The sequence below is a fragment of the Isoptericola sp. MSGPD8_1_ISO-PGPR-S23-394 genome (assembly GCF_058072785.1).
Window position 1 is genome coordinate 3,237,302 of sequence record NZ_CM176517.1, and the last position, 17,736, is coordinate 3,255,037.

Consider the following 17,736-nt stretch of genomic DNA (forward strand, 5'->3'; position numbering starts at 1 on the left):
CGGACCCCCGGCACCCAGCGTCGGAAGGTCACGCGTGCGCGTCGCCAGCCTTGCGGTCCGTGCCCTGCTCGTGGGCGCCCTCGCGACCGGCCTGATCGCTGCGGCGCAGGCGCCCGCCACGGCCGACGACGACCTGACCGTCACCGCCGACGGCGTGACGTTCGACGGCAAGCAGCTCGAGGACCGGGACCGCAGCGTCGGGTACTCCGTCCGCAGCCTCGAGGGCTGGGACTACGCGTGGCTGACCGAACCCCTTCGCGGGGCCAGCGGGTACGTGCCGTTCGCCGGCGCGGCGGCCAAGATGCCCGACGGCTACTGCGTGACCTACGTCCACGTGCCCGACGTCGGCGAGTGGCACGAGTCCCGCCGGGACACGCGCTGCACCGAGCCGGCGACGGCGGAGCCCGCCCCGGCGCCGAGCGCCGAGGACACGTCGCCGAGCCCGTCGCCGACGGCCACCACCGAGCCGAGCGAACCGGAACCCGAGACCGAGGAGCCGGAACCCACGCCCTCCACGGCCGAGCCGTCCGCCACGGCCTCCGCCGAGCCCACGCCCAGCCCCACGCCGACGCCCTCCCCCTCACCGTCGGCGAGCCCCACCACCAGCCCGACGCCATCGCCGTCGCCGTCGGTCGCGGCCGTCGCCGAGGCGATGCGCACCGAGCAGTTCGAGGCCCTCGGTCGCAGCTTCAGCGGTGACCTGCCGGTGATCGACGACCGGCACGACACAGCGGCGCAGGACGACGTCACCGACGGCGAGCTGTGGGCCGCGACCGGGCTGGGACTGGCCGCCGTCGGCCTCACCGCCGGCGGCGTCGTCGTGTGGCGGATGCGGCGCGGCGAGGACTGAGCCCGACCTCAGCGCCCGCCGGCCGGTCGCTCGGGATAGTCGGCCGGCGTCTTGCCGAGCTCGATCGCGATCGCCCGGCGCGTCGCCAGCACGTCGGGACGCTCCTCGTCCCTCTGCCGCAGCGCGTCGCGCTGGTCGGCGGCCGACAGGTGGTCCCAGTAGAGCGTGCCGTCCAGGTGCTGGGTCTCGTGCACGAAGCACCGTGCCAGGAAGCCGACGGCGTCGAGCTGCACCGGACCACCGTGCTGGTCGACGCCCCGGACGCAGGCCGCACCCCGACGCGCCAGCGGCACGTAGGCGCCCGGCACCGACAGGCACCCCTCCTCCTCGGTGATCAGCTCCGCCGTCGTGTCGACCTCCAGCTCGGGGTTGACGACGTGACCCACGTGCCGGTCGCCCCGCTCGTCGGTGAGGTCGTAGGCGAAGACCCGCAGGTCGACCCCGATCTGCGGCGCGGCCAACCCGACTCCCTGCGCCACCTCCATGGTGGTGAAGAGGTCCTCGACCAGCCGGGCCAGCTCCGGCGTCGAGAACTCCGTCACCGTGCGCGCCGGGGCGTGCAGCACGGGCTCCCCGATCTCGGTGATCCGCCGCACCCGGCCCCGGCGCCCCTCGGGCACCTGCGCCGGGTAGGGGTCGGCCGCCTCACCCAGCAGGTACGTGGTGGGACGCCGCCGCCCGAAGCTCCAAGCCATGGCCCGAGCCTACCGGCGCGCGCGTCCAGGAAGATCGACTCCGCCGCGGCGAGGACGGGCTGACGCGTCCCGGTGTCACGGCCGGTCCGCCCGCTCGACGCAGGCGCCCTCGAGAAGGTGATCGCCTACGAGCGCTCGCACGGCAACCGGCTGCCCGTGCTGACCGTGCTCGAGCAGCGGCTGGAGGGGCTCCGCCAGGGAGCCGAATCGTCCGGGGGCGACCCCGAGGCGCCGCCCCCAGGGCGAGACCCGTCACGGGAGCAAGGCGACACCGCAGACGGCGGCCGAGCCCTCCCCATCGGACCGGTACCAGGGCACGAGCTCGCACCCACGTGGCTGACGAGCCGCCGCCCGACGACGAAAGGTCCCGGAACGGAGGCGTTCCGGGACCTTTCGCGTAGTGAGCCGCCTGTCGGAATCGAACCGACGACCTGTTCATTACGAGTGAACCGCTCTACCGACTGAGCTAAGGCGGCGTGCCCGAGCGCGACCGGGGCAGGACCTCGATCAGCGGGCGCGCCCACAGTACCCGAACGCGGGCCCGGACTCCAAAAGGACCCCCGGCACGCTCAGCGCTACCTCGGCGGACCGGGCGCTACCTCGCGGACCGGTCAGCAGGTGAGGCCGTCCTCCGGCACGGTGCCGTCGACGAGGTAGGCGTCCACGGCGTCCATGATGCAGTCGTTCGACCGACCGTAGGCGGTGTGGCCCTCGCCCTCGTAGGTCACGAGGACGCCGGAGTCGAGCGCCTCGGCCATGCCCTCGGACCACACGTACGGCGTCGCGGGGTCGTTGGTCGTGCCCACGACCACGATGGGCGCCGCGCCGGGCGCGGCGACGTCGTACTCCTGCTCCACGACGGGGTAGGGCCAGTCGGCGCAGGTGAGGCCGTCGTAGCCGAAGAACGACCCCATGGTGGGCGCCGCCTCCTCGATCTCGGCGGCCTGCTCCCGCATGGTCTCGACGTCGTCGGAGCTGCGGCCGTCCAGGCAGTTGATCGCGGTGAACGCCTCGGTGGAGTTGGTGGCGAAGGAACCGTCGGCGTTCCGGTCGTTGTAGAAGTCCGCCAGGTACAGCAGCATCGACCCGGTGCCGCTGCCGATCGCCTCGTCGAGCGCCTGGGTCAGCAGCGGCCAGCTCTGCTCGTCGTAGAGGGTGACGGCGACGCCGTAGAAGGCGAGCGTCTGTGTCACCACCCGGTTGCCGTCGGTCGGGTAGGGGCGGTCGAGCGCCTGGTCGAGCACGCCTCGCACCTGCTCCATGCCGTCGTCCACCGATCCGGTCAGCGGGCAGTCCGGACCGGCCTGGCAGTCGCCGACGTAGGCGCGCAGCGCGTTCTCGAAGCCGACCGCCTGACCGGCGGACATCTCGGCGGAGCCGATCCGCGGGTCGATGGCCCCGTCCAGCACCAGACGGCCGGCGCGCTCGGGGAACAGTCCGGCGTACGTCGCCCCCAGGCTCGTGCCGTACGAGAAGCCGAGGTAGTGCAGCTCCTCGTCGCCGAGCGCCGCGCGCAGCATGTCCATGTCCTTCGCCGCGCTCTGGGTGTCGACGTTGCCGAGCAGCTCGCCGGTGTTCTCCGCGCAGGCCTCCGCCCACGCGGCGCTCGACTCGCGGGCGCCGGCGATCCCCTCGTCGGTCGACAGGTCGAAGTCCTCGCTGAGGTACTCGTCCTTCTCGGCGTCGTCGTAGCAGACGACCTCGGACGACTCCCGCACCCCCCGCGGGTCGAACCCGACGACGTCGTACGCCTCACGGACCCGCTCGCCGAGGCTGCCGGAGGCGGCCTCGAGATAGTCGACGCCGGACCCGCCCGGTCCGCCCGGGTTCACCAGGAGCGACCCGATGCGGTCGCCGGTGGCGCGGGTCCGCATCAGCTCGAGCTCGATCTCGCCGGCGTCCGGGTCGCTCCAGGACAGCGGCGCCGCCACCGTGGCGCACTCGAAGTCGGTGCGGCACTCGCTCCACACCACGTCCTGGCCGTAGAACTCCTCGTACCCGTCGGGCGCGCCGCCACCGGCGGACGAGGTGGCCTCGCCGGCGGGTGCCTGCTCCTTGCCCGGGGCGTCCGTCGTGCAGCCGGCGGCCAGGAGCAGCCCGGCGACGGTCGCGGCGAGCAACCCGGTGGAGCCCCCGGAGAGGCGACCGTTCGAGCGAGGGGACGACGGGCTCGGGCGGCGGGTGAACTTCACGAGGACAACCTACCGGCCGGTCGCGAGCGTCCGGCCGCCATTCACCGAACCTCCGCGAGCGCCGCCGGGGAACCGGCGAAGCGCAACCGCTCCGGCGTCTCGGACGCGGCGGCCTTGCGCAGGAAGTCCTGGCGGCGTGCCGCGAAGCCGTGGCGGTCGTCGAAGAGGTCGCGGGCCATCTCGGCCAGCTCGATCGTGCGGTGGTAGGACAGCGGGCGCTCGGGGGCTCGACGCCGGGCCGTCTGCTCCGCCGCCTCCCGCTCGGTCGGTCCGGCCAGCTCGGCGGCCCGCTTGGCGAGCCACGCGTCGAACTCGGCGGCGTCCCGCGGGCCGACGCCGTCGATCAGTCCGAGCTCGGCCGCCTGGTGCGCCGCGACGGGCAGGCAACGGGTCAGCAGCCGGTCGGCGACGTCCTCGCCGACCCGCGCCGCGACGGACCAGGTGTGCAGCTCGGAGCCGTAGATCCCCATGTCGTAGTACGGGTTGAGCACCACGCCGTCCCGGGAGAGGACGACGTCGGCGCAGAGCCCGGTCATGACTCCGCCGGCCCCGGCGCTCGCCGTGAACGCCGCCACGGTGAGCTGCTCGGCCCCGGCGATCGCCTCGCACAGGTCGTCGATGGCCTGGATGTTCGCCCAGGCCTCGGCCGCGGGATCCTCGGCCGCGTCGATGACACCGAGGTGGATGCCGTTGGAGAACAGGCTGTCGGTGCCGCGCAGGACGAGCACGGTGGTGTCGTCCAGGCGGGCGGCCTGCGCAGCAGCGGTGAGCCGCCGGCACTGCTCGGTGTGCATCGCGCCGTTGTAGGAGCGGAACGTCAGGACGCCGACGTCGCCGTCACGCTCGTAGCGGGACTCGGCGAGCTCGGCCGGCGCCTCGTACCGGGGCGATGCCGCGTGCGGGTCCAGGACGTCGCGCGCCGGCAGCTTGGTGCCGCGTCGCGCGCCGAGAGTCGCCGCGTACCCGACCCACAGGGTGCCGTCGGTCGCCGCGAGGGCGACGGCGTCGACGTCGTGGCCGACGACGCTGCCCGGCGCGGCCTGCGGGTCCAGCACGTCCGGGGTGGCGACGGCGTCGAACAGGCAGTACCGCTCGCCGTCGACCTCGGCGGGCGCCCCGGGGGCGCCGTCGGCGGCGGCGACCCGGCGAGCCAGCTCCTCGGCCCCGAGGGACCAGTCCACCTCGAACGCCGGCCGGCGCAGCAGCGGCAGCTCCCCCGTCCCCGGGACGTCGCGGGGCAGCTCGTCGGCCGGGACCGGCTCCTCGCCGGCGGCGACCATCCGCACCACCTCGGTGACGCAGGCCATGGCCGCGTCGGCGACCGGCCCGTTGTACAGGGCGCTCTTCGCCACGGGGGCGTCGGGCATCGAGAACGTCGACGTGGCCCACACGGGGCCGGCGTCCATCTCCTCGACGGTGGACAGCGCCGTCACGCCCCACCGCTCCTGGCGGGTGAGGATCGCGTGGTCCAGCGAGGACGGTCCGCGGTCGCCGACCGGCCCCGGGTGCACGACGACGGTGGTCCACCGGTCCCACACCTCCTGCGGCACGCGGTGCTTGAGGAACGGGCACAGGATCAGGTCGGGGTCGGCGTCCGCCACGGCCGCGGTCAGCGCCTCCGGCGAGTCGAACGTCGGTGCGATCTCGACCCCGACGTCGTGACCGGCATCGGTGAGCGCGCACCAGGCGCGCTGCGTCAGACCGTTGAACGCCGAGACCAGCAGCAGGATCCGCATCATCATCCTCATCGTCGTCGGCGCGCCCGGATGGCACGCCACCGACGATCACAGAGCAAACCGGGTGAAAACGCAAGACCTGTCTTGACATCGGCCCGGCGCGGGGATCTTCCTCAGCCCTGGGGACGCAGCGCGATGGTCATCGCCTCGAGGGCCAGCAGCGGGGCAACGTTGCCCTCGAGGCGCTCGCGCGCCTGGCCGATCGCGTCCATGCGTCGCACGGTCTGCTCGGGCGTGGCGTCGCGGGCCAGCGAGCGGATCACGTCCGCGTGCGCGCTGTTGACCAGCTCGACCTCGGCGCCGAGCTGGACCACGAGCACGTCGCGGTAGAGGGACAGGAGGTCCACCATCGACCGGTCGAGCACGTCGCGCTGGCGGCGGGTGGCCCGGCGCTTCTGGTCGTCCTCGAGCTGCTTGAGCTGGGACCGTAGCTTGGGCGGCAGCGTGTCCCCCTCACCGACGCCGAGCGCCCGCAGCAGCTCGGCCTTCTCGGCGGCGTCCCGTTCGGTGGTGGAGGCCGTGGCCTCGGCCTTGGCGACCTCGACGAGCTCGGAGGCGGCGAGCACGGCGTCGGGGACGCCCCGGATGCGGCGGGCGACCTCCAGGACGGCGCTGCGCCGGGTGCGGGCCTCCGGGTCGCGGGCGAGGCGCCGCGCCAGCCCGACGTGCGACTGCGCGGCCCGGGCGGCGTCCAGGGCGAGCCCGGGTTCGACGCCGTCGCGGCGCACGAGCAGGTCCGCGACGTCGCGGGCGGGCGGCACGCGCAGGACGACCGCCCGGCACCGGGACCGGATGGTGGGCAGCACGTCCTGGACGCTGGGGGCGCAGAGCACCCAGACGGTGTGCGGCGGCGGCTCCTCGATCGACTTGAGCAGCACGTTGGTGGTGCGCTCGGCCATCCGGTCGGCGTCCTCCACGACGATGACCCGGTAGCGCCCCCCGGACGGGGTCCGCGACGCCTTCGTGATGAGGTCGCGCACCTCGTCGATCGTGATGACCACCTTGTCGGTCGCGACGACCGTCAGGTCCGGGTGCGTCCCGGCGAGCGTGGTGGTGCACGCCTGGCACCGGCCGCAGCCGGGCACCGTGGCCCCCGTGCTCTCCGGGCCCGCTGTGCCCGCAGTGCACTGCAGGGCCGCCGCGAAGGCACGCGCCGCGACGGACCGGCCGGAGCCCGGCGGACCGGTCACCAGCCAGGCGTGGGTCATGGCCGCGGGGTCGCTCGCCGCACGCTGCAGCACCGACACGGCCTCGGGCTGCCCGACGACGTCGTCCCACACGCTCGTGCCGCTGGTCACGCGCGGACCTCCGGCGCGAGGCCGAGCCGTGCGGCGACGTCGACCCGGATCTGTGCCTGCACGTCCTCGCGCGGAGCGGCGGAGTCCACGACGACCCACCGCTCCGGCGCCTCCGCGGCCCGCCGCAGGAACGCCTCGCGGGTGCGCCGGTGGAACGCGTCGCCGGCCCGCTCCAGGCGGTCCGGCGAGCCCACGAGCCGGCCGGCCGCCTCGACGGGGTCGAGGTCGAGCAGCACCGTGGCGTCCGGCAGCAGGCCCCCGGTCGCCCAGAGCGAGAGGTCCTCCACCTCCCCCTCGCCCAGCTCGCGCCCGCCGGCCTGGTAGGCGACCGACGAGTCGAGGTAGCGGTCGGTGACCACGACGGCACCGCGGGCCAGCGCCGGGCGGACGACGGTGGCCACGTGGTGGGCGCGGTCGGTGGCGTACAGCAGGGCCTCGGTGCGGGGGTCGAGATCCTCGCCGTGCAGGACCAGCTGCCGCAGGACGGAACCGAGCTCGGTCCCCCCGGGCTCGCGGGTCAGCACGACCTCCCGGCCGGTGACCTCACCGAGCCAGTCCCCCAGCAGGCGCGCGTGCGTCGACTTCCCCGCGCCGTCGCCGCCCTCGAACGAGACGAAGTACCCCCGTGCTGTGCTCACGGCGCCACCCTAGCCGCGACCCTCCGACACCCGTGCCCTGGGGCGCCCGGGTGGCACGCCACGGCGAGGACGACCGTGGGACGATGGCACGACCACCAGCCGAGGGGAGACGCCATGACCGCAGAGACCGTCACGCTGACCGAGGACGCCTGCTGGGAGTTCCTGCGGGACCGCCCGGTGGGCCGGCTCGCGACCGCCGTCGCCGGCGAGCCGGACATCTTCCCGGTGTCGTTCGCCGCGGCCGACGGCCACGTCTACTTCCGCACCTACCCCGGCAGCAAGCTCGTCGAGGTCGCGGTGAACACCCGCGTCGCCCTGGAGGCCGACGAGTGGTCGCCCGAGGTCGCCACGAGCGTTGTGGTCAAAGGCACCGCCGAGATCCTCGAGCGCGGCGCCGACCTGGCCGCCGCCGAGGCGACGGGCCTGGTCTCCTACCAGGATGACGGCAAGAACGTGTGGGTCCGCATCACGCCGTCGACGATCAGCGGGCGCCGGCTGACGCGCTGACCGCCCCACGGGCCGGGCCCGCCCGACCCCGTCCCGCGGGCCGGGCCCCGCCCGTCGGCGTCACTCGCCGGGGTAGACCACCCCGAGCTCGGCGCGCACCTGGTCGAGGATCGTCATCACCTCGAGGGTGTGGGACCACGGCATCCGCTCGCTCTGGGTGCGTCCCGCGGCGAGGCACCGCGCGACCTCGGCGGCCTCGTACGCCTTGCCCTCGCCGTCGGGCGACTCGAACGACCACGACGGGCCGTCGTCACGCACCAGGTCGAAGCGCGTCGGCCCGAAGAAGAACGCCGGGACGTCGATGCGCCCGCGGGTGCCGATGATGCGCGCCCCCGCGCCGCCCGACGCCCCGGACGACGTGTGCAGGATCGCCTGCGCACCGCTGTCGTACCCCAGGATCATGCTCACGTGGTCGTCGACACCGGTCTCGGCGAGCGTGCCGTGCGTGAGCACCGTGTCCGGCACGCCGAGCAGGTCGTGGGCGAACGTGATCGGGTAGATACCCAGGTCGAGCAGGGCGCCGCCGGCGAGCTCCGGGGCGAAGAGGCGGTGGGAGGGGTCGAAGGCGAAGGCCACGTCGAACTCGGCGATCACCGTGCGGACCTCGCCGATCTCCCCGCGCGCGATCGCGCCGCGGATCGCCGCGACGTGCGGCAGGAACCGTGTCCAGACGGCCTCCATGCAGAACACTCCGGCGGCCTGCGCGGCGTCCAGCAGCGTGCGCGACTCGGACACCGAACGGGTCAGCGGCTTCTCGACGAGCACGTGCTTGCCGGCCTCGATCGCCAGCAGCGCGTGCTCGAGGTGGTGCGAGTGCGGGGTGGCGACATAGACCGCGTCGACCTCGTCGTCGGCCACCAGGGCCTCGTAGCCGCCGTGGGCCCGCGCGCCGGGGGCATGGGCGTCGGCGAACGCCTGGGCCTTGCCCACCGACCGGGAGCCGACGGCGACGACGGACGCCGCGGTGCGCTCGCGTACTCCGTCCGAGAACGACGCGGCGATGTTGCCGGCGCCGAGCACACCCCAGCGGATCGCGGGCGCGTCGAGCAGCTCGGGCACGGTTCCGTCGAGGTCGGCGGTGGTCAGGCGGGCGGCGTACGTGGCCGGGTCGACGGCGGTGGTGTCGGTCATGCGCCCACGGTAGCGGGACCGTGGGCGGCGGCGATGACGGCGTCCGCGGCCACGCGGACGCGCTGGAGCTCGTCCAGTCTCAGGCCCGTCGCCTCGACGACCCGCGCCGGCACCTGGAGCGCCTCCTCGCGGAGCGCCGTCCCCGCAGCGGTGAGGTGGACCTCGACGACGCGGGCGTCCGCCGTCGCGCGTCGTCGTTCGACCATTCCCTGCTGCTCCAGGCGCTTGAGAAGAGGCGACAGCGTGCCCGGGTCGAGGTAGAGGCGCGCGGCCAGCCCGGTGACGGAGGTGGTCCGCCCGGCACCCGCGTCCTCCCACAGCCCGAGCAGCACGAGGTACTGCGGGTGGGTGATCCCCAGTGGTTCGAGGATCGGCCGGTACAGCGCGACCATCGCCCGCGCGGAGGCGGACAGGGCGAAGCAGACCTGCGCCTCGAGGGCGAGCGGGTCCTGCGGCTGGTCCATGAGGACAGCGTAGGACCGGATATGCTTGGTGTACCAATCATTGGTGCACCAAGGAGTTCTTGAGCGAGGAGCACGGATGGCACTGTTCAGGCGCCGCCCCGGCGACGACCGCACCTGGGGCATGCGGTTCACCGAGACCTTCCTGCCCATCTTCGGCCCCGCCTCGATCCGCCGTGGACCGGCCGTTCCCCCACGCCCGGAGGACCAGGCGCGGGAGGCCGCGCTGCGGCAGACCTTCGAGCGCGTCACCGGGGCCGACGGACACTCCTACGTCGTGGAGCGCCGCCGGCCCGGGTGACCGACCGCTACTTCTTGGCCGTCGACCGCTTCGCCGGGGCCTTCTTCGCCGCCGGCTTCTTCGCCGGTGCCTTGCGCTTCTTCGGACCCTGCGCGCGCTTCTCCGCGAGCAGCTCGATCGCCCGCTCCGCGGTGATCGACTCCGGGGTGAGGTCGCGCGGCAGCGTGCGGTTCGTCTCGCCGTCGGTCACGTACGGCCCGAACCGGCCGTCCTTGACCACGATCGGCTTGGCGCTCGTCGGGTCGTCGCCCAGCTCGCGCAGCGGCGGCGTCGCCGCCGCCCGACCCCGTCGCTTCGGCTCGGCGTAGATCTTCAGCGCCTCGTCCAGCGTGATGGTGAAGAGCTGCTCCTCCGAGGCGATCGTGCGCGAGTCCGTGCCCTTCTTCAGGTACGGGCCGTACCGGCCGTTCTGCGCGGTGATCTCGACCCCCGACTCGGGATCGGTGCCGACCACCCGCGGCAATGACAGGATCTTCAGCGCGTCGTCGAGGGTCACGGTGGCCAGCTCCATGGACTTGAGCAGCGACCCCGTGCGCGGCTTCGGCTGCGCCGCCTTCGCCTTCTTCTTCGCGGCGGCCGACAGCTCCGGGTCGATCTCCGGCAGGTCGAGCACCTCGGTGACGTACGGGCCGTAGCGACCGTTCTTCGCGACGATCTCGTTCCCGGACTCCGGGTCGACGCCGAGCACCCGGCCGTCGTCGGCGCCCGCCGCGAGCAGCTCGCGCGCCTTGTCCACCGTCAGCTCGTCGGGTGCGATGTCCTCGGGGACCGACGCGCGCGGCGCCTTGCCCTCCTTGTCCGGCTCGGCGCGCAGGTCCTCCAGGTAGGGCCCGTACCGCCCCACCCGCACCCGGATGCCCTCGCCGATCTCCACGGAGTTGACGGCCACCGGGTCGATCTCGCCCAGGTCAGCCACGAGGTCGCGCAGACCCCACGTCTGCGAGCCCTCGCCGCCGGTGCCCTCGGCGTCCTCGCCGAAGTAGAACCGGGTCAACCACGCCACCCGCTCGCGGTCCCCCGCGGCGATCTGGTCGAGGTCTGCCTCCATCTCGGCGGTGAAGTCGTAGTCGATGAGGCGGCCGAAGTGCTCCTCGAGCAGCTTCACGACGGCGAACGCCAGCCACGTGGGGACCATCGCCTGCCCCTTGGTCCGCACGTACCCGCGGTCCTGGACCGTCGAGATCGTCGCCGCGTACGTCGACGGACGGCCGATGCCGAGCTCCTCGAGCGCCTTGACCAGCGACGCTTCCGTGTACCGGGCGGGCGGAGACGTGGAGTGCCCCTCCGCGGCCAGGTCGGTGCTCGCCAGGGCGTCGCCCTCCGCCATGCGCGGCAGGCGGCTCTCCTTCGAGGCGCCCGTCTCGGCACCCTCGGACGCCGGGTCGACGTCCCGCGACTCCTCGTACGCCGCGAGGAACCCGCGGAACGTGATGACCGTGCCGGACGCCGAGAAGACGGCGTCGCTGCCCGCCCGCTCCCCCGCGCCCGCGCCGAGCGTCGCGGCGAGCCGCACGGACGCCGTCGAGCCCTTGGCATCCGCCATCTGGGAGGCGACCGTGCGCTTCCAGATGAGTTCGTAGAGCTTGAACTGGTCGCCGGAGATCTCGCGGGCCACCTGCGCCGGGGTGCGGAACGAGTCACCCGCGGGCCGGATCGCCTCGTGCGCCTCCTGGGCGCCCTTGTTCTTCGAGGCGTACAGCCGCGGGGCGCCCGGCACGTAATCGGGGCCGTACAGCTCGGCGGCCTGCCGGCGGGCCGCGTCGGTCGCCTCGGCCGACAGCGCCGGCGAGTCGGTCCGCATGTACGTGATGTAGCCGTTCTCGTACAGCGCCTGGGCGGTGCGCATCGTCTGGCGCGAGGCCATGCGCAGCTTGCGCGACGCCTCCTGCTGGAGCGTCGACGTCGTGAACGGGGCGGCCGGCTTGCGCGAGTAGGGCTTGGTCTCGAGCGAGCGCACGGAGAATTCCGCCGCGTCGAGGCCCGCGACGACGGCCCGGGCGGCCGGCTCGTCGAGGTGCACGACGCCGGTGCGCACCTTGAGGCGCCCCCGGTCGTCGAAGTCGCGGCCGGACGCCACCCGCTCGCCGGCGATGCCCGTGAGGCGGGCACGGAACAGCTGGCCGGCGTCGTCACCCTCCTGCGGCGCGAACGAGCCGGTGACGTCCCAGTAGTCGGCGGTGACGAACGCCATGCGCTCGCGCTCGCGCTCCACGACGAGCCGGGTCGCCACGGACTGCACGCGCCCCGCCGACAGGCCCTGGCGGACCTTGCGCCACAGCACCGGCGACACCTCGTAGCCGTACAGCCGGTCCAGGATGCGGCGGGTCTCCTGGGCGTCGACGAGGTCCGAGTCCAGCTCGCGGGTGTTCTGCAGGGCGCGGGCGATGGCCTCGCGGGTGATCTCGTGGAAGACCATGCGGTGCACGGGAACCTTGGGCTTGAGCGCCTCGATGAGGTGCCAGGCGATCGCCTCGCCCTCGCGGTCCTCATCGGTGGCGAGGAAGAGCTCGTCGGCGTCCTTGAGCGCCGCCTTGAGCTCGCGGACCTTGGCCTTCTTGTCCGCGTACACCTCGTAGTAGGGGTCGAACCCGTTGTCGACGTCGACGGCGAACTTCTTGTACGGCCCCTTCTTCATCTCCGCCGGCAGGTCCGAGGGCTGCGGGAGGTCACGGATGTGGCCGACGCTGGCCTCGACGACGTAGTCGTCACCGAGGTAGCCCTGGATCTTGCGAGCCTTGGTGGGAGACTCCACGATCACGAGCTTGCGGGCCTGTGGCATCCGTTCCTGCTTTCCGACGGTGTTGAGCGGTGTGGGGCGGTCCTGCACGGGCGCTGACGGGTGCAGCGTCCTGTCACGGTACGACACGGACGACGACGGCGGCACTCTACAGAGGAGTGCCGCCGTCGGCGCAGCGTGGTCCACAGGACCTCGGTTCCGGTTCCCAGGGGTCAGGACGTGCGGTAGAACTTCACGTCGTCGACCTTGAGCCAGTTCCCGGCATTGGCATCGTCGTAGACGCCCACCTCGATAGTCCCCGAGGTCACCTCGATCCCCTCGATCGTCACGTACTGCCAGTCCGTGGCATCGACGGGCAGGTCGGTCTGCAGCTCCGGTCCGCCGTGGTTCTTCGCATACAGGTAGGCCGACTCCTGCCCGCCGCCGTTGAGCACCCACGCCGAGAAGGAGTAGGTCCCGTCGGACAACCCGGAGAGCACCTGGTACGCCGACGACGTGTAGGCGGTGTCCTTCCAGTGGTCGAGGGTGAACGACCCGTGCGGTGACCAGGCGTCCGACGTGTAGGTCGCGTCGCCGTCCGCGGCGTCGGCCGACCACGTGCCCCAGCCCGTCGGAGCGTTCGTATAGCCGTCGGCCTCGAAGCTTCCGTTTGTCAGGAGGTTCGCCCGTACCGAGGCCTCACCGAACACCTCGATGGTGTCCAGTGCGTTCCCGTCCCAGTCGAACAACGTCTGGTTGTCCCACGGGTTGTTGAGGGTCCCGTTGTCGTCGTTGTCGGTCTTCCCTGCCTCGGTTCCCCAGTGCGCGCCCTCGACGGGGAGCCAGGTGGGCTCCCACCACACCAGGCCGCGACCGCGCTCGCCGGGGACGTCTCCCACGATCTCTCGCAGGTCCCGCACAAAGTCGCTCTGGCCGGCGACGCTCGCGGGATATCCGCCGACCTGCTCCTCCGTGAGGTAGAAGGAGTTGCCCAGGCCGTCCCCGTCGCCGGTCGTCCATCCATAGGCGGTCTCGACGATGAGGACGTCCTTGCCGTACCGCGCACTGATGTCGTTCAGGTTGGTCTTGAGCTCGCCCATCGTCCCGTGCCAGAACGGGTAATAGGAGAGCGCGATGATGTCGAAGTCGACGCCTTCGCCGGTGACGCCGTCGAACCACCAGCGGTACAGCGCGTTGTCACCGCCCATGTCCAGGTGCAGGGCGGTCTCGATGGCGGGCGACGCGTCGTGGACGCCGCTGATCCCCGCCGAGAGCAGCTCGGAGAGCTGCGTGAAGTCGTCCACACCGTCGCCGACCTTGCCGTCTTCCCACAGGACGCCCGACGATATCTCGTTGCCGATCTGGACGATGCTCGGGGCGACCCCGGCGGCGACCATCGCCTCCACCGAGTCCTCCACGTGATCGTGGACCGCGTCGAGGAGGTCGTCGTACGAGAGCGACTGCCAGGCCTTCGGCTTCGTCTGGGTCCCGGGATCGGCCCACCAGTCGGACAGGTGGATGTCGAGGAGGATCTCCATCCCCTCGGCCTTGGCACGCTGTGCCATCGCGATGGTCTGCGCGAGGTCGTTCGTCCCGCCTCCGTACGGGTTGCCCTGCGCGTCGTTGGGGTCGTTCCACAGGCGCAGCCGTGCCATGTTGACGCCGCCGTCCGCGAGGATCTCCAGGGCGTCCCGTTCGACGCCGTCGTCGAGGAACGTCCCGCCGAGGTCTTCGACCTCGGCCAGCATCCCGACGTCGGCCCCCATGATGAAGTCGTCCCGTTCTGCCGCCGCGGGCGTCGTCAGGGCGAGCGTCCCCGACGCCATGGTGACCGTCAGCAGGCCACCGATGATTCTTCTTCTCATGCATCGCTCCTTCGCGTCGTACGGTGGTCAGGCGTGCCGGCGTCCGCCGAGCACGTTCAACGAGTCCAGTGCGTTCCCGTCGAAGTCGAAGAGGCCGAGGTTGGCCCACGGGTTGCCGCTCTCGGCGACGTCCTCCCCGTAGGACATCCCTGCCGCGGAGGCCCAGGTGGTGCCGTCGACCGGCAGCCATGCCGGCTCCCAGTAGACGGCGCCCAGCCCGCGGCCTTGCGGAACCGCCCTGAGCACCCCGGCCAGGTCTTCCAGGAACGCAGACTGCCCCTCGACCGACGCGTCGTAGCCGCCCACCGCCGCTAGCTCGGCCGAGAGGATCTGGTGATGCCCTGCGGGGGCGTCGGCCGTGAACGCAGCGGCCGTCTCCACGACCAGGACGTCCTTGCCGAACCGTGCGCTGGTCTCACCGAGCGTCGTCGCGAGGTCGTCGAGGGTCCCGTGCCAGAACGGGTAGTAGGACAACCCGATGACCTCCGGTTCGACACCACGTGCTGTCATGCGGTCGAACCACCCGCGGTAGAGGTCGTCGGCCCCACCGAAGTCCAGGTGGAGCACGGTCCTGGCGTGGCTCGAGGCCCGCACCGCTGAGCAGCCGGCCCTCAGGAGGTTCGCGAGCCTGTCGTCCGCGGCATCGTCGACCACTTCGAACTGCCGCGCGACGTCGTCGTACCGCGCCACGCGCCCTTCAGGCCAGAGCATCCCGTTCGTGATCTCGTTGCCGACCTGGACCATCGACGGGGCGATGCCCTCCGCCGCGAGGGTCTCCAGGACGGACGTGGTGTACCTGTACACCTGGTCGGCCAGCCGCTGTCCCGTCAGCCCGCGCCAGGCCTTCGGCATCGCCTGCTTCTTGGGATCCGTCCAGAAGTCGGAGTAGTGCAGGTCCAGGAGTACGTCGAGGCCTGCGTCCCGGGCCCGGCGCGCCAGCCGGACGGTGGCGCCGAGGTCGTTCGTCCCGCCCATGTACGGCCGTCCGTGGCCGTCACGAGGATCGACCCAGAGCCTCAGGCGTGCCGTGTTCACACCCGACTCCGCGAGGAGCTCGAACAGGTCGCGCTCGGCGCCGGCGGCGTCCCGGTAGGCACCACCGAGCATCTCGACCTCTTCGGTCATCGAGACGTCGGCCCCGCGGACCTGGAGCGCCGCGGATGCTGGACTGGTCATGCTCACTCCTTCTCGGCGCCGGAGGCGGCGCCCGTGATGAGGTACTTCTGCAGCACGATGTAGAGAATCGTGATCGGGACGGCGAGGAACACCGCACCAGCGGCAAACGTGGTGAAGTCGTTCGCGTAGGGATCGCTGATCATCTGGAACAGACCCAGGGCGACCGTCTTCTTCTCGGCGGTCTGGAGGAGGAGGGACGGCAGGATGAAGTCCATCCACGGCACCGTGAACTGGGTGATGGCGACGAAGGTCAGCATCGGCGTCATGAGGGGCAGGATGATCCGGACGAAGATCGTCCAACGACCGGCACCGTCGAGCATCGCGGCCTCGTCGAGGCTCGTCGGCAAGTTGTCGGCGTAGCCCTTCATCAACCAGATGTTGTACGGCAGCGCGGCCGCCACCCCGACCAGCACGAGCCCAGTCAGGGAGTCGAGGAGCCCGAAGTTCAGGAACAGCATGTACACCGCGATCGCCGTGAGGAACGTCGGAAACATCTGCAGGACGAGGATGGCCAGCAGACCGGGCTTGCGCCCGCGGAAGCGCATGCGGGCGAAGACGTAGCCGGTCAGGCTCGCCAGGAGGACCCCTCCGGCCATGGTGCCGACGGCGACGTAGAACGTGTTGAGGTACCAACGGCCGTAGTCGGTCTCGGTGAAGAGCGTGACGTAGTTGGCCAGGCTCGCGTCGGCAGGGATCGGGGAGGCGTTTGCCAGTCCGCCCGTCGGCCCCAGCGAGGCGCCGACGATCCAGACGAGCGGAAAGATCACGAGCGCGGCGACCACTATCAGCTCGAGGTGGACGAGGGCGGAGACGCCGCGCCGCCTTGCCTGGGACGACGCGTCGGTGACGCGCCGTCGGGAGGTAGCGGTGGTGGTCATGTGGTCACAGCTCCCTGATCGCCGAGGAACGTCGCAGGTTCCACACCGAGAACGAGGCCACGATGACGAAGATGACCATGCTCATCACGGCGCCGATGTTGTAGAGACGGTTGTCGAGGGTGAGCTTGAACAGCCAGGTGATGAGGAGGTCGGTGCTCCCCGCGAACCGGTAGTCGGGGCTGTCCGGGCCGCCTTCGGTGAGGAAGTAGATGACACCGAAGTTGTTGAAGTTGTTCACGAAGGCGAGGACGAGCAACGGTGCGACGGTCTTGTGCACGAGGGGAAGCGTGATGTGCCGCAACCGGTTCAGCGCACCGGCGCCATCGAGCCGGGCAGCCTCGTAGTAGCTCGGCGAGATGCTCGTGAGCACACCACCGATCAGCGCCATGAAGAACGGGAACCCGAGCCACAGGTTGACCAGCAGAGCGACGGCCCGGGCAAGGTTCGGCTGGCTCGGGTCGGTGAACCAGTAGATGCGCTCGTCCGTCAACCCGTGATCCACGAGGAACGAGCTGATCGGTCCGAACTGCCCGTTGAACATCGAACGGAACACCAGGGCCGACACGATCGCCGGTACCGCCCAGGGCAGGAGGTAGATGCTGCGCCACAACCGAGGGAACCGCACCGTCGGGCTCGCCAGGATCACGGCCTGCAGGAAGCCGGCGACGTAGGTGGTCGCCGTCGCCAGCACAGCCCAGACGACGGTCCACACGAGCACCCCGAGGAACGTCTGCGCCCAGCTGGAGACCGAGAACAGCGTGGCGAAGTTGTCCAGGCCGACCCACGAGACGAGGTTCTTGGGGGGGAGGTTGTCGCGGTTGTAGTCGGTGAACGCCACCAGCACGCCGAACAAGACCGGCAGCACCGACATGAAGAGGATGAGGACGATCGCCGGGGACATGGCGATGTAGGCGAACGAAGACTGCCACAGCTCGCGGAAGTAGGCACCGGAGCTCTGCGGCGACAGCCCTGCGCCGAGCCGTCGGCGACAACGCACCGCATCCAGGATCGACCAGATCCAGACGACGGCGAGCAGAGCCAGCACCAGCAGCGCGATGATCCCGTTCGCCATGAGGACGACGGAGCCGCCGTCCTCCCGGGCAGAGAACTCGGCGGCCGGGTAGCGGCCTGTGGCGAGCTCACCGACGACGGTCGCGACGAAGAACACAAAGAAGAAGGCAGCCTTGCCCGGTTGCCTGTTGATGAGCTGGCCCGTCCCCCACACCAGTGCCGAGGCGATGCCCGGCACCGGTGCGGGGAGCGGTGCGCGTCGTGCGGTCCTCATCCGGCCC

The 17,736-nt window shown here is 71.8% G+C and carries 15 protein-coding genes, 1 tRNA gene and 1 pseudogene; 4 read left to right on the plus strand and 13 right to left on the minus strand.

All coding sequences use genetic code 11. From position 1 onward, the window contains the following. The first annotated feature begins 34 nt into the window (after positions 1–34). On the plus strand, positions 35–850 hold the full coding sequence (locus tag AC3RJ8_RS14850; RefSeq protein ID WP_489713332.1) for a hypothetical protein: 816 nt from the start codon (positions 35–37) through the stop codon (positions 848–850). Positions 851–858: 8 nt separating this feature from the next. Here AC3RJ8_RS14850 and def read toward each other — a convergent pair whose 3' ends face one another. After that, positions 859–1,545 carry a peptide deformylase gene (gene def, locus AC3RJ8_RS14855; RefSeq protein WP_489713333.1) on the minus strand — a complete coding sequence of 229 codons (687 nt, stop codon included), beginning with the start codon at positions 1,543–1,545 and terminating at the stop codon, positions 859–861. Between the two features lie 72 nt (positions 1,546–1,617). Between def and AC3RJ8_RS14860 the strand changes: the two are divergent. Continuing rightward, a pseudogene (locus tag AC3RJ8_RS14860) lies at positions 1,618–1,731 on the plus strand (DUF8129 domain-containing protein); the annotation flags it as partial. Positions 1,732–1,948: 217 nt separating this feature from the next. Here the strand turns inward: AC3RJ8_RS14860 and AC3RJ8_RS14865 are convergent. The 5 genes from AC3RJ8_RS14865 to tmk all read right to left on the minus strand — a co-directional run bounded on the left by AC3RJ8_RS14865 (position 1,949) and on the right by tmk (position 7,409). Next, positions 1,949–2,021 (minus strand) — tRNA-Thr (locus tag AC3RJ8_RS14865). A 135-nt stretch (positions 2,022–2,156) separates the two neighbouring features. Continuing rightward, entirely contained in the window at positions 2,157–3,737 is a 1,581-nt protein-coding gene (locus tag AC3RJ8_RS14870) for an alpha/beta hydrolase (RefSeq protein WP_489713334.1), read from the minus strand. 41 nt (positions 3,738–3,778) lie between these two features. Beyond that, positions 3,779–5,479: an enoyl-CoA hydratase-related protein gene (locus AC3RJ8_RS14875; RefSeq protein WP_489713335.1), complete on the minus strand. Its 1,701-nt coding sequence runs from the start codon at positions 5,477–5,479 to the stop codon at positions 3,779–3,781. 107 nt (positions 5,480–5,586) lie between these two features. Further along, positions 5,587–6,771: a DNA polymerase III subunit delta' gene (locus AC3RJ8_RS14880; protein ID WP_489713336.1), complete on the minus strand. Its 1,185-nt coding sequence runs from the start codon at positions 6,769–6,771 to the stop codon at positions 5,587–5,589. Beyond that, positions 6,768–7,409 (minus strand): dTMP kinase, encoded by a 642-nt coding sequence (gene tmk / locus AC3RJ8_RS14885; protein ID WP_489713337.1) that lies wholly within the window; start codon positions 7,407–7,409, stop codon positions 6,768–6,770. The genes AC3RJ8_RS14880 and tmk overlap by 4 nt, the downstream gene beginning before the upstream one ends. Positions 7,410–7,523: 114 nt before the next feature. On the opposite strand from tmk, the gene AC3RJ8_RS14890 reads away from it, so the two are divergent. Further along, entirely contained in the window at positions 7,524–7,916 is a 393-nt protein-coding gene (locus AC3RJ8_RS14890) for a pyridoxamine 5'-phosphate oxidase family protein (protein ID WP_489713338.1), read from the plus strand. A 60-nt stretch (positions 7,917–7,976) separates the two neighbouring features. Here AC3RJ8_RS14890 and AC3RJ8_RS14895 read toward each other — a convergent pair whose 3' ends face one another. Beyond that, positions 7,977–9,047, minus strand: coding sequence for a Gfo/Idh/MocA family protein (locus AC3RJ8_RS14895; protein WP_489713339.1), 1,071 nt, complete (start codon positions 9,045–9,047; stop codon positions 7,977–7,979). Beyond that, complete coding sequence (locus tag AC3RJ8_RS14900; protein WP_489713340.1) at positions 9,044–9,511, minus strand: MarR family winged helix-turn-helix transcriptional regulator; 468 nt, start codon at positions 9,509–9,511, stop codon at positions 9,044–9,046. Before AC3RJ8_RS14900 ends, AC3RJ8_RS14895 begins: the two co-directional genes overlap by 4 nt. A 76-nt stretch (positions 9,512–9,587) precedes the next feature. On the opposite strand from AC3RJ8_RS14900, the gene AC3RJ8_RS14905 reads away from it, so the two are divergent. Continuing rightward, positions 9,588–9,809, plus strand: a complete 222-nt coding sequence (locus AC3RJ8_RS14905) for a hypothetical protein (protein ID WP_489713341.1) — start codon at positions 9,588–9,590, stop codon at positions 9,807–9,809. 7 nt (positions 9,810–9,816) lie between these two features. Here AC3RJ8_RS14905 and topA read toward each other — a convergent pair whose 3' ends face one another. The 5 genes from topA to AC3RJ8_RS14930 form a co-directional block, all read right to left on the minus strand. Further along, a complete protein-coding gene (topA, locus tag AC3RJ8_RS14910) occupies positions 9,817–12,588 on the minus strand; it encodes a type I DNA topoisomerase (RefSeq protein ID WP_489713342.1) in 2,772 nt (923 codons plus the stop codon). Positions 12,589–12,758: 170 nt separating this feature from the next. Next, the gene (locus tag AC3RJ8_RS14915; RefSeq protein ID WP_489713343.1) at positions 12,759–14,390 is read right to left on the minus strand and encodes a glycosyl hydrolase 53 family protein; all 1,632 of its coding nucleotides are present in this window, start codon (positions 14,388–14,390) and stop codon (positions 12,759–12,761) included. A gap of 27 nt (positions 14,391–14,417) precedes the next feature. Continuing rightward, complete coding sequence (locus AC3RJ8_RS14920) at positions 14,418–15,566, minus strand: glycoside hydrolase family 53 protein (protein ID WP_489713344.1); 1,149 nt, start codon at positions 15,564–15,566, stop codon at positions 14,418–14,420. Between the two features lie 2 nt (positions 15,567–15,568). Beyond that, positions 15,569–16,444, minus strand: a complete 876-nt coding sequence (locus AC3RJ8_RS14925) for a sugar ABC transporter permease (RefSeq protein WP_489713345.1) — start codon at positions 16,442–16,444, stop codon at positions 15,569–15,571. Between the two features lie 4 nt (positions 16,445–16,448). Next, positions 16,449–17,729 (minus strand): carbohydrate ABC transporter permease, encoded by a 1,281-nt coding sequence (locus AC3RJ8_RS14930; protein ID WP_489713346.1) that lies wholly within the window; start codon positions 17,727–17,729, stop codon positions 16,449–16,451. Between the last annotated feature and the right edge of the window lie 7 nt (positions 17,730–17,736).